Annotated in this window: 14 protein-coding genes; 4 read left to right on the forward strand and 10 right to left on the reverse strand. The window is 72.8% G+C overall.

The features are described from left to right. Window positions 1-3 precede the first annotated feature (3 nt). The 3 genes from ACFWCH_RS10435 (at window position 4) to ACFWCH_RS10445 (ending at window position 2,301) form a co-directional block, all read left to right on the forward strand. Entirely contained in the window at window positions 4-1,200 is a 1,197-nt protein-coding gene (locus tag ACFWCH_RS10435) for a sensor histidine kinase (RefSeq protein ID WP_378803494.1), read from the forward strand. Continuing rightward, on the forward strand, window positions 1,194-1,829 hold the full coding sequence (locus ACFWCH_RS10440) for a response regulator transcription factor (protein ID WP_136028503.1): 636 nt from the start codon (window positions 1,194-1,196) through the stop codon (window positions 1,827-1,829). The genes ACFWCH_RS10435 and ACFWCH_RS10440 overlap by 7 nt, the downstream gene beginning before the upstream one ends. Window positions 1,830-1,920: 91 nt before the next feature. After that, a complete protein-coding gene (locus ACFWCH_RS10445; protein ID WP_136045970.1) occupies window positions 1,921-2,301 on the forward strand; it encodes a VOC family protein in 381 nt (126 codons plus the stop codon). Window positions 2,302-2,422: 121 nt separating this feature from the next. Here the strand turns inward: ACFWCH_RS10445 and ACFWCH_RS10450 are convergent, their stop codons facing one another. Beyond that, on the reverse strand, window positions 2,423-3,271 hold the full coding sequence (locus ACFWCH_RS10450; protein WP_247981371.1) for a PhzF family phenazine biosynthesis protein: 849 nt from the start codon (window positions 3,269-3,271) through the stop codon (window positions 2,423-2,425). A gap of 25 nt (window positions 3,272-3,296) precedes the next feature. Then, complete coding sequence (locus ACFWCH_RS10455; RefSeq protein ID WP_378803495.1) at window positions 3,297-5,021, reverse strand: thiamine pyrophosphate-binding protein; 1,725 nt, start codon at window positions 5,019-5,021, stop codon at window positions 3,297-3,299. A 165-nt stretch (window positions 5,022-5,186) separates the two neighbouring features. Here ACFWCH_RS10455 and ACFWCH_RS10460 point away from each other — a divergent pair, with 165 nt between their 5' ends. Beyond that, on the forward strand, window positions 5,187-5,696 hold the full coding sequence (locus tag ACFWCH_RS10460) for a phosphoribosyltransferase (protein WP_136035815.1): 510 nt from the start codon (window positions 5,187-5,189) through the stop codon (window positions 5,694-5,696). Between the two features lies 1 nt (window position 5,697). Here ACFWCH_RS10460 and ACFWCH_RS10465 read toward each other — a convergent pair whose 3' ends face one another. The 8 genes from ACFWCH_RS10465 to ACFWCH_RS10500 all read right to left on the reverse strand — a co-directional run bounded on the left by ACFWCH_RS10465 (window position 5,698) and on the right by ACFWCH_RS10500 (window position 12,379). After that, entirely contained in the window at window positions 5,698-7,221 is a 1,524-nt protein-coding gene (locus ACFWCH_RS10465) for an ATP-dependent DNA ligase (protein ID WP_378803496.1), read from the reverse strand. 75 nt (window positions 7,222-7,296) lie between these two features. Continuing rightward, window positions 7,297-8,067, reverse strand: a complete 771-nt coding sequence (locus tag ACFWCH_RS10470) for an enoyl-CoA hydratase/isomerase family protein (protein ID WP_378803497.1) — start codon at window positions 8,065-8,067, stop codon at window positions 7,297-7,299. A gap of 13 nt (window positions 8,068-8,080) precedes the next feature. Next, a complete protein-coding gene (gene paaE, locus ACFWCH_RS10475) occupies window positions 8,081-9,241 on the reverse strand; it encodes a 1,2-phenylacetyl-CoA epoxidase subunit PaaE (protein ID WP_136030008.1) in 1,161 nt (386 codons plus the stop codon). After that, window positions 9,241-9,741: a 1,2-phenylacetyl-CoA epoxidase subunit PaaD gene (gene paaD / locus ACFWCH_RS10480; RefSeq protein WP_136035818.1), complete on the reverse strand. Its 501-nt coding sequence runs from the start codon at window positions 9,739-9,741 to the stop codon at window positions 9,241-9,243. Before paaD ends, paaE begins: the two co-directional genes overlap by 1 nt. Further along, window positions 9,738-10,592: a 1,2-phenylacetyl-CoA epoxidase subunit PaaC gene (gene paaC / locus ACFWCH_RS10485; protein WP_378803498.1), complete on the reverse strand. Its 855-nt coding sequence runs from the start codon at window positions 10,590-10,592 to the stop codon at window positions 9,738-9,740. The genes paaD and paaC overlap by 4 nt, the downstream gene beginning before the upstream one ends. Then, window positions 10,589-10,894 carry a 1,2-phenylacetyl-CoA epoxidase subunit PaaB gene (gene paaB / locus ACFWCH_RS10490; protein ID WP_042539384.1) on the reverse strand — a complete coding sequence of 102 codons (306 nt, stop codon included), beginning with the start codon at window positions 10,892-10,894 and terminating at the stop codon, window positions 10,589-10,591. The genes paaC and paaB overlap by 4 nt, the downstream gene beginning before the upstream one ends. Beyond that, window positions 10,894-11,871: a 1,2-phenylacetyl-CoA epoxidase subunit PaaA gene (gene paaA, locus ACFWCH_RS10495; protein ID WP_136030268.1), complete on the reverse strand. Its 978-nt coding sequence runs from the start codon at window positions 11,869-11,871 to the stop codon at window positions 10,894-10,896. Before paaA ends, paaB begins: the two co-directional genes overlap by 1 nt. 88 nt (window positions 11,872-11,959) lie before the next feature. Next, window positions 11,960-12,379, reverse strand: a complete 420-nt coding sequence (locus ACFWCH_RS10500) for a pilus assembly protein CpaE (RefSeq protein WP_136030270.1) — start codon at window positions 12,377-12,379, stop codon at window positions 11,960-11,962. Between the last annotated feature and the right edge of the window lie 60 nt (window positions 12,380-12,439).

Below are 12,439 nucleotides of genomic sequence, written 5' to 3' on the forward strand. Positions count from 1 at the left end.
CGGATGACGCAGCGCACGCAGCGGGAGCGCTCCGGCAGCCCCCGAGCCTCCCGCGACACCGTCCGGTCCGGCGCGGCCGGAGCTCCGGTCGCGTCGCCGCCTCCCGGCGCCGCGGACCGCTCCGGGAAGGAGCCGTGGGCACGGTTCGGATGGCTGATGGCCGTCATCTGGCTCGTGTTCCTGGTGTACCCGGTGATCGCCCTGCTGCACTCGACCGCACCGCTCGGGTGGGTCGTCACCGGCTGGGTGGCGCTCGTCGCCTTCATCGTCCTGTACGTCACGGGGTTCCTGCACGGCATGCGCGGCGGCGGAGGGCTCGGGCGGCCCCCGACGCCGCGCCAGTGGATCACCTTCGCGCTGCTCATCGCGTGCGCACTCGTGACCGTGCCGGCGGTCGGCGGTTCGGCGCTGAGCTTCCTTCCGTTCATCATGTCGTTCGCGTCGTACGGCCTCACCCGGGTGTGGCACTGGATCGCGACCGTGGCGGCGGTCGTGGTCGCCGCGGGGTGCGTGCTGCTCATCCCCGGCAACCTGACGTACGCGTCAGTCCTGGCGATCGTGGCGCTGCTCGGGGTCGTCAACACGGTGTCGACCTGGCTGATCCTGCGCTCTGCCGAGGCGGAGCGCCTCGGACTGGAGCTGGCGACGAGCGAGGGGCGCGAGGCGGTCGCACGCGACGTGCACGACCTCATCGGCCACTCGCTGACCGTCGTCGGCCTCAAGGCCCAGCTCGCGCGACGCCTGATGGACACGGACCCCGAGCGGGCGCGGGCCGAGCTCGCCGACATCGAGCGCCTGACCGCGGAAGCCATCGCGGGCGTGCGGCAGACCGTCTCGGGGGCGCGTGCGACCACGCTGATCGAGCAGCTCGCCGCGACGGGGGACTCCCTGCGCGCGGCCGACATCCGGCTCGAGACCACGGGCGGGCCCGAGGCGCTCTCGCCCGCGCAGGCCATCACCGCGAGCTGGATCCTGCGCGAGGCGACCACGAACGTCCTGCGTCACGCGCGAGCCGACACGGTTCGGGTGCTGCTCGCGCCGGGGCGGGTGGTCGTGGAGGACGACGGCATCGGCTGCGCCTCCCGCGCCGTCGACGGCAACGGCGTCCGCGGGATGCGCGAGCGCGCCGCGGCCGCGGGAGCGTCGTTCTCGATCGGACCCGCGGGGGCGTCGGGCACGCGGGTGGAGGTGACGTGGTGAACGCGGACACGGGAGCGGGCGACAGCATCCGGCTGCTGATCGCGGACGATCAGGCTCTCGTGCGCGGCGCGCTCGCGGCCCTGCTCGACCTGGAGGCCGACCTGACCGTGAGCGGCATGGCGTCGGACGGAGCGGAGGCGGTGCGGCTGGCGGCCGAGGTGCGTCCCGACGTGTGCCTGATGGACATCCAGATGCCGGGCGTGGACGGGGTCGAGGCGACGCGGCGGATTCGTGAGGTCAGCCCGGGCACGCGGGTGCTCGTGGTGACCACGTTCGCCAGGCCCGGGTATCTGCGGTCGGCCCTCGACGCGGGCGCGAGCGGCTTCATCGTGAAGGACACTCCCGCGGAGGATCTCGCCGAGGCCGTGCGCCGCGTGCACTCCGGGTTGCGGGTGCTCGACCCCGCGCTCGCCGAGGAGAGCCTGTTCGACGGGGCGAATCCACTCAGCGACAGGGAGCGACAGGTGCTGCGGCTCGCCGCGGATGGCCGATCCGCCGCCGCCATCGCCGCGGAGGTCTTCCTGTCGGCGGGCACGGTGCGCAACCATCTGTCGGCTGCGATCGGCAAGACCGGTGCGGTCAACCGGGCGCAGGCGGTGCGCATCGCCTCGGACAAGGGCTGGATCTGACGCGGACCCTGCCGCGGCGGTGGCGGGTGTCGGTGCCCCGGCGTACCGTGAGCCGCGACGGGCGAGGGAGCCCGGACAGGAGGAGTGCGTGATGGAGTGGAAGATCGAGCTCATCTTCGTGCCCGTGTCGGACGTCGACCGGTCGAAGGAGTTCTACGAGAGGGTCGGCTTCCACGCCGACTGGGACCACACGCCGACGGAGGGGCTGCGGTTCGTGCAGATGACGCCGCCCGGGTCGGCCTGTTCGATCGCGTTCGGCACGGGCCTCGGGGTCGCGCTGGAGCCCGGGCAGCAGAACTCGATCCAGGTGGTCGTGCCGGATGCCGACGAGGCGCTGGCTCATCTGCGCGGCCTCGGCGTCGAGGCGCGCGGGGTGCAGGAGCTCGACTGGGGGCGGTTCGTGTCGTTCGACGACCCCGACGGCAACACCTGGACCCTGCAGGAGCTCCCGGACTACAGCGCGCAGGGCTGAGGGGCACGCGCGTCTCGGCGCGTGCACGGGATCGCGCCGGGGGCACGGGACGCCCGCGCGGCCGACCCGTGCCCTCGACAGCACGTTGAACGCTCGAAGCGCGCCGGGCGGGGAGAGGGCGTCACCCGATCCGCACCGCGCCGCCGGAGACGAGGATGCCGCCCGTCGCGGGCACGGCCACGCGCAGTTCGCTGGGGCGTCCGACATGGGCGCCCTGGCGGATGCGCACGCTGTCGCCGGGGAAGCCCTGGGCGCGCAGGTACGCGCCGACCGAGGCCGCCGCGGAACCCGTCGCCGGATCTTCCGTGATGCGCCCGACCGGGAACAGGTTGCGGGCCTCGATGTCGGCCGGATCCTCGGCGTGCAGCACGGTCACCGTGCCGAGCCAGCCCTGCTCGCGCATGAGGGCGGCGACCGCGGCCGGGGCGAAGCGGAACTGGTGGAACAGCTCACGGTCGGCGACGAAGACGATCGGGTGCCAGTTGCCCGCGAACGCCTCCCGCACGGGGAAGCGGGGGTCGACGTCGTCCGCGGTCATCCCGAGCAGTCCGAGCAGCCGGTCGCGCACCGCCGGGTCGAGGTCGCGCACCTGCGGCTCGACGCTCGTGAACGACACCGTCACCTGCCCGTCCGCGTCGGCGAACGACTCCATCGTCACGGCACCGGCGGCCGTCTCGAACACCACCGTGCCCGGGCCGTCGCGCTCCGCCAGTGCCACCGCCGTCGCCACCGTCGCGTGACCGCAGAAGGGGACCTCCGCGGCCGGCGACCAGTACCGCACCCGCAGCCGTGCCCCGTCGTCGGAGGCGCCGGTCACGAACGCGGTTTCGGAGTACCCGACGTCGGCCGCGATCCGCTGCATCTCCGCATCGTCGAGGCCTCCGGCGTCGAGCACCACCCCCGCGGGGTTGCCGCCGTCCGGCGTCGCCGCGAACGCGCTGAAGCGGAGGATCTCGGGGGCATCCGTCATGGGGCGAGCCTAGCGGCGGGCCCGGTCAGGAGTTCACGCGGATGATCTCCTGCTGATACGGGGCGATCACGCCGCCGGAGATGCGCAGGTCGACGACGAGGAAGCGGCGCGTCGCCGGGTCCTCGGCGGTCCACGCGGCGAGCCGGTCGAGGTCGGCCAGCGTGCGCACCACGAGCCCCTCCGCCCCGACCGCGGCACCGAACGCCGCGAAGTCGACCTCGGGGATGCGCATCGGCGCCTCGGCGAGTCCCTTCAGGCCGTAGAGGTTGACCTCGGCGCCGTAGGCCGCGTCGTTCCACACGACCGCCAGCCCGCGGCCACCCGCGGCGCGGACGGCCGACTCCAGGTCGGCGATCGCCATCAGCCCGCCACCGTCGCCCGAGGTCAGCACGATCGTCGAGTCCCGGCGGGCCAGGGCGGCGCCCACCACGCTCGGCCAGCCCTGACCGATCGACTGGAAAGCCGTGCCGACCATCATCATGCGGTCGGGCGCCGCGACCGGCCAGTACATGTTCGCCCAGCCGATGAAGTGCCCGCCGTCCGACACCACCACGCGGTCCTCCGGCAGCAGCTCGGCGATGCGGCGCGCGGCCGAGCGGGGGTCGAGGCGTCCGTCTGGCGCGAGCTCGTCACCGGCGTCGTACGTGCGCGCGGCTGCGACATCGACGCTCTCGCGCCACGGACGGGTCGGCGTCGCGTGCTCCGCCGCGGAGCCGGTGCCGGAGTGCCGGCTCTCGTCGCCGAGGTCGTCCCCGGCGGTCGGGGGAGTGGCGCCGGTGAGCCGTGTCACGAGCGCCTCGGCGGCGAGCCGCGCGTCGGCCCGCACGAACCCGCCGACGTGGGCGTGCGTCGCGGCCGGGGCGACGTCGATCTGGAACACCCGCGTGCCCGGGGCGAACAGCTCGCCGAACCGCATCGTGAACTGGTTGAGCGAGGCACCGAAGACCACGGCGACGTCGGCCGTGCGCACGAGCTGCATGGCCCCGTCGGCACCGAACCCGCCCGTCACGCCCAGGTCGTACCGCGACTCGGGGAAGACGCCGCGACCGAGCGCGGACGAGGCGGTGAGCGCACCGGTCAGGGCGGCCAGCTCGCCCAGGGCGGCGCCCGCTCCGGCGAGCCACGCGCCGCGGCCGGCGAGGAGGAACGGACGCTCGGCGCCGCGCAGCGCCTCCGCGATCTCGTCGAGCATGCCCTCCGCGAACTCGCCACGGGGCGCGAGGGGAGCGGGCAGCCGCGGCGCGGGCGCCGCCGGGACGTCGCCGGCCTCCAGGGCTGCGACGTCGTAGGGGATCGCGAGCACGACCGGGACACGGTAGGTCAGCGCGTGCTCCACCGCGATGACCGTGGTCGCCGCGGCGTCCGCGCGGCCGACGGTGTAGGTGCGGGCGCCGACGGCCGAGGCGAGCGCGATCTGATCCACGTCCCACGGGCGGGGGCCCGACGTGGGCTCGTCGCCCACCACGAGCACGAGCGGGACGTGCGCCTGCACGGCCTCGGCCAGCGCCGTGATGGTGTTCGTGAAGCCCGCGCCATAGGTCGAGGTGCCGGCGGCGATGCGCCCGGAGGCGCGGAAGTGCGCGTCGGCGGCGACCACGGCGCCCTGCTCGTGCCGCACGGCCGTGAAGACGGCGTCGGTGTGCTTCTCGATCGCGTCGAGGAAGTAGGCGTTGCCGTTGCCCATCACCCCGAAGACGGCATCGACGTGCTGGGCGAGGGTGAGGGCGACGTGCGCGGAGACCGTGGGCATGGGGGTGCCTTTCGAGAGACAGGGACGGAGGGACTGCGGGATCCGTATGTGTCTCGCCTCCGCGACATCGCGAAGCGCTTCGTGCCTCTTTTTCAGGCACCGGCCGGGCCGGACCAGCCCAGTCTAGCGGCGGCTCCTGCCTCGCGGATGCGCGAGAATGGACCGATGACGGATGCGGCGATCGAGCGCGAGACGCTCACCTGGGACGGCTTCGGCGCGGCGACGCGCGACCTGGCGCGGAGCATCCTCGCCAGCGGCTTCGAGCCGGAGGTGGTCGTGGCCATCGCCCGCGGGGGACTTCTCCCCGCCGGTGCCATCGCCTACGGCCTCGGCGCGAAGAACTGCGGCGCGATCAACGTCGAGTTCTACACCGGCATCGGCACGGTGCTCGACGCCCCCGAGGTGCTGCCGCCCGAGCTCGACATGGCGTACCTCGACGGTCGCCGCGTGCTGCTCGTGGACGATGTGGCCGACTCCGGCCGCACCCTCGCCCTCGCGGTGCAGCTGCTGAAGGACAAGGGCGCCGACGTGCGGTCGGTGACGATCTACACCAAGCCCTCCACGATCATCCAGCCCGACTACGCCTGGAAGGACACCGATCTGTGGATCAACTTCCCGTGGTCGTTCCAGGGCACCGTGCGCGAGGAGGACGAGGGCCTCGCGCCCTCCGCCTGACTCAGCCGCGCAGCAGCGCCCGCAGCGTCTGGATCGTGTCGGCCTCGGCCGGGGTCTTGTCGTCGCGGTAGCGCTTGACCCTGGCGAACCGCAGCGCCAGTCCACCCGGGTAGCGCGGCGACCGTTGCACGCCGTCGATCGCGATCTCCACCACCAGCTCCGGTCGCAGGAACACGGTCGATGCGGTGCGATGCGACTCGTGCGCCGGGAACTCCTCGGTCTGCCACTCCAGCAGCGCGTCGGTCAGGCCCTTGAACGTCTTGCCCACCATCACGAACGAGCCGGGGTCGCCGAACTCGCCCTCCGGATCGCGGGCGCCGAGGTGCAGGTTCGACAGCCACCCGCGCCGTCGGCCGGAGCCCCATTCGGCCCCGAGCACGACCAGGTCGTACGTGAGGACGGGCTTCACCTTGACCCAGGACTTGCCGCGGCGGCCGGCGGCGTAGGGGGCGTCGACGGCCTTGACCACCACGCCCTCGTGTCCGGCCGCGAGGGCCTCGCGCGACAGCTGCTCGGCGGCCTCGGGGTCGTCCGTCACGATGCCCGGCATGCGCCAGTCGCCCGCGACGGCCGCGAGTACCTCCTGGCGCACGGACAGCGGCTCGTCGAGCAGGTCGCGGCCGTCGAGGTGCAGCACGTCGAAGAACCACGGTCGCAGGGCGAGTTCGCGCGCGGCGTCGGCCCCGAACCGCGACATGGTCTCCTGGAACGGTCGCGGCCCGCCGTCTTCGTCGAGCGACAGCGTCTCGCCGTCGAGGATCACGTCGTGTGCGGGAAGCGCCCGCACGATCTCGACGATCTCCGGCAGGCGGTGCGTGACGTCGGCGAGGCTGCGGGTGTAGATGCCCACGTCGTCGCCGTGCCGGTGCACCTGGATGCGGGCGCCGTCGAGCTTGTACTCCACGGAGGCGCGGCCCGTAATCTCGAGCGCGGCGGTGGGCGTGGCCGCGGTCGCCGCCAGCATCGGCAGCACCGGGCGGCCCACCCGGAGCCCGACCTCCTCCAGCGCGCCCTCGTCTCCGGTCAGCGCCAGACGGGCGGTCTCGCCGAGGTCGCCCGAGAGCATCGCCGCGCGTCGCACGAGGCCGATGGGCTGATCGGACGCCCGGGCGATCGCGTCGAGCAGCACGCCGCCGAGCGCCCCCGTGCGCAGCTCGCCCAGCATGGCCCTGGCGAGGAAGTCCCACTCCGCGGCGGTGGACCGCGTGGCCAGGGCGCGCAGGAGGTCGCTGCGGACGCCGGCGGAGCCAGCGCCCGACGCGGTGGACAGCTCCTCGAACGCGTGGTCGACCTCGGCGATCGTGAGACTCGACTCCGCGGCATGGGCGATGTCGAGCGACGACAGCCCGCGCCAGCCCACCCCCAGTCGCCCCTGCCGCGGGGAGGCGAGCAGGAGACCCACGAGCGCGGGCACGACGGCCTCGTCCGCACCGCGCAGCAGCTCGGCGATCGCGTCGATCTTGGCGAGGCGCGACGAGGTGGACGCGACCTTCTCGGTTGTGGTGACGAGCTCGGAGAGCAGCATCCCCGCATCATGCCACCGGCCGCGGACACCGCGGAAGGAGCTTGACACCGCCCGCCCCGGGGCGGGGGCGCTCGTTCAGCGCCCGCGGAACTGCGGCCTGCGCTTCTCCTGGAACGCGGCGAAACCCTCGCGGTAGTCGTCGGTGTCGCACAGGGCGGCCTGCGCCGCGTTCTCGATGCCGACCGCGTCCCACAGCGTCAGCTTCTCGTCGCGGATCCGCGCCACGAGCTCCTTGCTCGCCAGGAACGCTGCCGTGGCGCCCCGGGCGGCAGCGGCGGCGGCCTCCGCGGTCGCCGACACCACCTCGTCGTCGGGGAACACGCGGGAGAACAGGCCCGACTGCACGGCCTCGGTTCCGCTCATCAGGCGCCCGGTATAGATGAGGTCGAGCGTCTTGTGCGCGCCGAGCCGGTCGAGGAACAGCGCGTGACCACCGGAGTCGAGCGTGGCCCCCAGGGCCGCGAACGGGGAGCCGATCTTCGCGGACTCGGCCACGTACACCACGTCGGTCGCGATCAGCAGTCCGAGTCCGACGCCCAGACAGGCCCCGTGCGCGACCGCGAACGTCGGTGCGGGGAACCGCGCCATGCGCTGCAGCAGCGGGGTCACCGCGCCGCCGAGGTAGCCGAGCACATCGTCGTCGCGCGGGTCGACCGCCGAGATGTCGCGACCGGCGCAGAACGCCCTGCCCTCGCCGCGCAGCACGAGCGCCCGCACCCCGGCGTCCTCCGCCGCGTCGTAGGCGGCGTCGAGCTCGTCCAGCGCGGTCTCGTCGAGGGCGTTGAGCTTCGCGGGCGCGTTCAGCACGACCGTGGCGACGTCGTCGGCGATGGTGAGGTCGATCATGGGGCCCTCCGGATCAGACGTCGTAGTCGACGACCAGGCGGTCGCTCGTGGGGTGGGACTGGCACGTCAGCACGTAGCCGCGCTCGAGCTCGTCGGGTTCCAGCGCGTAGTTCTCCGTCATGGTGACGCTGCCCTCGATCACCCGCGCGCGACACGTGCCGCACACGCCGCCCGCACACGCGAACGGGGCGTCGGGGCGCACCCGCAGGGCCGCGTTGAGCACCGACTCGCGTGCCGCCACGGGGCTCTCCACCGTCGAGGAGACGCCGTCGAGGTTCACCTCGATGCGCACCGTCTTCTCCCCGGCGCTCACCGTCACGGGGCGCGCGGCCCGCACCGGCTCGTCACCCGTGGTGAACAGCTCGAACCGGATGTGCTCGCGCGGCACGCCCACGTCGGCGAGCACCGCGCGGCACAGGTCGACGAGCGCGAGCGGCCCGCACAGGAACCACTCGTCCACATCGGAGGGGTCGATCAGCGATCCGAGGATCGTGCGCAGCTTGGGCTCGTCGAGGCGGCCGGACAGCACGGGGGCCGTGCGCTGCTCGCGCGACAGCACGTGATGCAGCGTGAGCCGGGTGGGGTAGCGGTCCTTCAGGTCGGCGAGGTCCTCCAGGAACATCACGTCGAGGGTCGAGCGGTTCGTGAACAGCAGCGTGAACCGCGAGGTCCGCGACCGCGTCAGCACGGTGTGCGCGAGAGCCATCAGCGGAGTGATGCCCGATCCGGCGGCGATGCCCACCACGTGCTTCTGGTCGAGGTCGTCGAGCCCCGAGGTGAAGGTGCCCTGCGGGCTCATCACGTCGATGCGGAAGCCGGGGTGCAGACCCGTCTGCGCCCACGTGGAGAAGAGCCCGCCCTCGTCGCGCTTGACCGCCACGCTCAGGCGCGTCGGCCGTCCGTCGGTGCGGTGCTCGGGAGCGCGGCACAGCGAGTACGAACGCCGCACCTCCTCGCCGTCGAGGGTCGTGCGCAGCGCCACGTACTGGCCCGGCAGATGGTCGTAGTCGTCGGCGAGCTCGGGCGGCACCGTGAAGGTGACCTCGACGGAATCCTCGGTCAGCGGACGCACGTCCTCGACCTCGAGCGTGTGGAACCGGGCGCGCGTGCGCTCGCGGGAGGCGGGTGCGGCGGCCGCGGGCGGCGTCGCCCGCGCGGGGGAGAACAGCGACATCAGTGCACCTTGAAGTGGTCGAAAGGTTCCAGGCACGCGCGGCACTCGTACAGCGCCTTGCACGAGGTCGAGCCGAAGCGCGACACCTCACGGGTGTCGAGCGAGCCGCAGCGCGGGCACCGCACGCTCAGCGCGAGCCGGATGGGCCCCGACGACACCGCGGCGCGGCCGCTGGGCGGGGCGATGCCGTACTCCCGGAGCTTCTGCGCGCCGGCGTCGCTCATCCAGTCGGTGGTCCACGCGGGGGACAGCACGAGCCGCACCTCGACCTGCGCCCAGCCCGCCGCGGTGAGCGCCAGCACGACGTCGTCGCGGATGGTGTCCATCGCCGGGCAGCCGCTGTACGTCGGGGTGATGTCGACCCGCACCGTGTCGCCGTGCACCTCGACCGCGCGCAGCACGCCGAGGTCCTCGATCGTGAGCACGGGCACCTCGGGATCGGGCACGGCCGCGGCGATCCGCCACGCCTCGGCCCGCGACCCGGCCGCTGTGCCGGTCACCACGACGCCCCCGGGTGCCGTCGCGCCAGCACCTGCATCTCGGCGAGGAGGTGGCCCAGCGGGGTCGCATGAGCGCCGCGGCGGCCGCCCGCCGACGACGCCGACACGGCGGGGACGGCGAGGTCGGCCTCGGCGAACACGGTGTCCACGACCGCGTCGAACCCCGGGCGCAGCGCGGAGGGGCGCACGGCCGCGTCGCCGAGTCGATCGATGAGCGGCTCGTCGCGGAACAGCTCGTCGACATACGGCCACACGTCGGTCAGGGCCCGGATCATCCGCGCGCGAGACTCGTCCGTGCCGCCCGCGAGCCGCAGCACCCACTGCACGGCGTGGTCGCGGTGGTAGTCGACCTCCTTGAGGGCCTTTTCCGCGATCGCCGCCAACGTGGGCTCCGAGCTCGCGCGCAGGGCGGCGTACAGATCCACGAGGTACACCGACACGACGAACTGCCGCGCGATGGTCTGGGCGAAATCGCCGTTGGGCTGCTCCACGATCCAGGCGCTGCGGAACTCGGGCTCGTCGCGGAAGTAGGCCAGGTCGTCCTCGGAGCGGCCGTCCCAGGATCCGGCGAAGTGCAGGAACGAGCGGGCGTGCCCGAGCAGGTCGAGGGCGATGTTGCCGAGCGCCACGTCCTCCTCCAGCTCCGGCGCGCGGGAGATCCACGCGCCGAGCTGCTGCGACAGGATCAGGGCGTCGTCGCCCAGCCAGAGCGCGTACTCGGCGAGGTCGGCGCTGGTCGCGGTGGTGCCGGCGCCCGCCAGCTCCTCGCTCAGCCGCAGTTCGTCGACCGAGACGTCTCCGTGCACGTCGGTTCCGTGCACGTCGGTGTGCCCGTGCTGCTGCGCGCTCACAGGTGCGGCACCCCCTCGGAGGCGGTGTAGTACACCGCGTGCCGGTAGTTCTTGCCGGCCGGGCTCTCGAAGTAGGCGCCCTTGGCGTCGGGGTCGCTGGTGGTGATGGCGTCGGCCGGCACGGCCCAGATCGACACGCCCTCGCCGCGCCGCGTGTAGAGGTCGCGGGCGTTGCGGATCGCCATGTCGGCGTCTGGCGCGTGCAGCGAGCCGACGTGCACGTGGCTCAGGCCGCGGTTCGCGCGCACGAAGATCTCCCACAGGGGCCAGGGCTCGCGCTCGTCGGCGCCGGGGGTGGCCATCACGCGACCGCCTTCGTCTTGAGGGCCTGCTTGCGGGCGTACTCGGCGGCGGCCTCGCGCACCCAGGCGCCCTCCTCGTGGGCGGTGCGGCGGCGCTCCAGCCGTTCCGCGTTGCACGGTCCGTTGCCGCGCAGCACCTGGAAGAATTCGTCCCAGTCGATCTCGCCCATCTCGTAGCGGCCGGTCTCCTCGTCGAAGCGCAGATCGGGGTCGGGCAGGGTGACGCCGAGGATCTCGGCCTGGGGCACGAGCATGCTCACGAAGCGCTGGCGCAGCTCGTCGTTGGAGAAGCGCTTGATCTTCCAGGCCATCGACTGCGCGGAGTTGGGGGACTGGTCGTCGGGCGGGCCGAACATCGCCAGGCTCGGCCAGTACCAGCGGTCCACGGCGTCCTGCGCCATCTGCCGCTGCTCCTCCGTGCCGCGCATGAGGGTGAGGAGGATCTCGAAGCCCTGCCGCTGGTGGAACGACTCCTCCTTGCAGATGCGCACCATCGCCCGGCCGTAGGGGCCGTAGGAGGCGCGGCACAGCGGCACCTGGTTGCAGATGGCGGCGCCGTCGACGAGCCAGCCGATCGCCCCCATGTCGGCCCAGGTGGGGGTGGGGTAGTTGAAGATCGACGAGTACTTGGCCTTGCCGGAGATGAGCTGGTCCATCATCTCGTCGCGCGTGATGCCGAGGGTCTGCGCGGCGGAGTAGAGGTAGAGCCCGTGTCCGGCCTCGTCCTGCACCTTCGCCATCAGGATGGCCTTGCGCTTGAGGCTGGGCGCGCGCGTGATCCAGTTGCCCTCCGGCTGCATGCCGATGATCTCGGAGTGCGCGTGCTGGGAGATCTGCCGGATGAGCGTCTTGCGGTATGCCTCCGGCATCCAGTCGCGCGGCTCGATGCGCTGCTCGTTCGCGATGAGCTCCTCGAACAGGCGCTCCTCCGCGGAGGCCTCGTCCGTCACGAGGGACAGGTCTGCAGGACTGGTCATCGTCGACTCCTCGCCATCCGGCCTTCTTTACTGACCGATCGTTAGGTAATTCTGACACAGCGATCGTCGGTATTCAACCGGCGCCGGATCAGAGCGAGCGCGACACGAGCGCGAGCAGGGCCCGGCCGTAGGCCTCTGCGGGGTCGGGGTGCTCGAACGTCAGCGGCTCCCCGGCGATCTCGATCTCCACGCGGAACGTGTCTGGCAGCCGGACGAGGGCGCGGAACGTACCGCGGAGAAGTTCGCGCAGCTGATCCTCGCGGGGCAACCACACCGCATCAGCCAGGGTCACCGCATCGAGCGCCCACTCGGTCGTGCCGTTGAACGCCAGGTCGGTGCCGCTGGGGGTCTGCCGCGCCTCGATCGTCATCCCGCTCACGGTGAACACGTCGGCCTCGGCCTCCAGCTCCACCTCGTCGGGGAGGTCCAGCTGGAAACGGTCGCCCTCCGCGGGGTGCCAGGTGAGTCCCGCATCGCGCAGGGCGACGGCGAGTTCGCGCGTGATCATCCCTCCACGCTAGACGCCATGCGGCAGCCGTCCCCCGATCGCGGGCCGCGACGACCGGGC

The organism is Microbacterium sp. NPDC060132, from assembly GCF_042729675.1.
Taxonomy (GTDB): Bacteria; Actinomycetota; Actinomycetes; order Actinomycetales; family Microbacteriaceae; genus Microbacterium; species Microbacterium sufflavum.

Excerpts from the sequence above, each read along its gene's own strand:
- ACFWCH_RS10435 (WP_378803494.1), top strand. The coding sequence starts at position 4 with ATGACGCAGCGCACGCAGCGGGAGCGCTCCGGCAGCCCCCGAGCCTCC.
- ACFWCH_RS10445 (WP_136045970.1), top strand. The coding sequence starts at position 1,921 with ATGGAGTGGAAGATCGAGCTCATCTTCGTGCCCGTGTCGGACGTCGAC.
- ACFWCH_RS10450 (WP_247981371.1), bottom strand. The coding sequence starts at position 3,271 with ATGACGGATGCCCCCGAGATCCTCCGCTTCAGCGCGTTCGCGGCGACG.
- ACFWCH_RS10455 (WP_378803495.1), bottom strand. The coding sequence starts at position 5,021 with ATGCCCACGGTCTCCGCGCACGTCGCCCTCACCCTCGCCCAGCACGTC.
- ACFWCH_RS10460 (WP_136035815.1), top strand. The coding sequence starts at position 5,187 with ATGACGGATGCGGCGATCGAGCGCGAGACGCTCACCTGGGACGGCTTC.
- ACFWCH_RS10465 (WP_378803496.1), bottom strand. The coding sequence starts at position 7,221 with ATGCTGCTCTCCGAGCTCGTCACCACAACCGAGAAGGTCGCGTCCACC.
- ACFWCH_RS10470 (WP_378803497.1), bottom strand. The coding sequence starts at position 8,067 with ATGATCGACCTCACCATCGCCGACGACGTCGCCACGGTCGTGCTGAAC.
- paaE (WP_136030008.1), bottom strand. The coding sequence starts at position 9,241 with ATGTCGCTGTTCTCCCCCGCGCGGGCGACGCCGCCCGCGGCCGCCGCA.
- paaB (WP_042539384.1), bottom strand. The coding sequence starts at position 10,894 with ATGGCCACCCCCGGCGCCGACGAGCGCGAGCCCTGGCCCCTGTGGGAG.
- paaA (WP_136030268.1), bottom strand. The coding sequence starts at position 11,871 with ATGACCAGTCCTGCAGACCTGTCCCTCGTGACGGACGAGGCCTCCGCG.
- ACFWCH_RS10500 (WP_136030270.1), bottom strand. The coding sequence starts at position 12,379 with ATGATCACGCGCGAACTCGCCGTCGCCCTGCGCGATGCGGGACTCACC.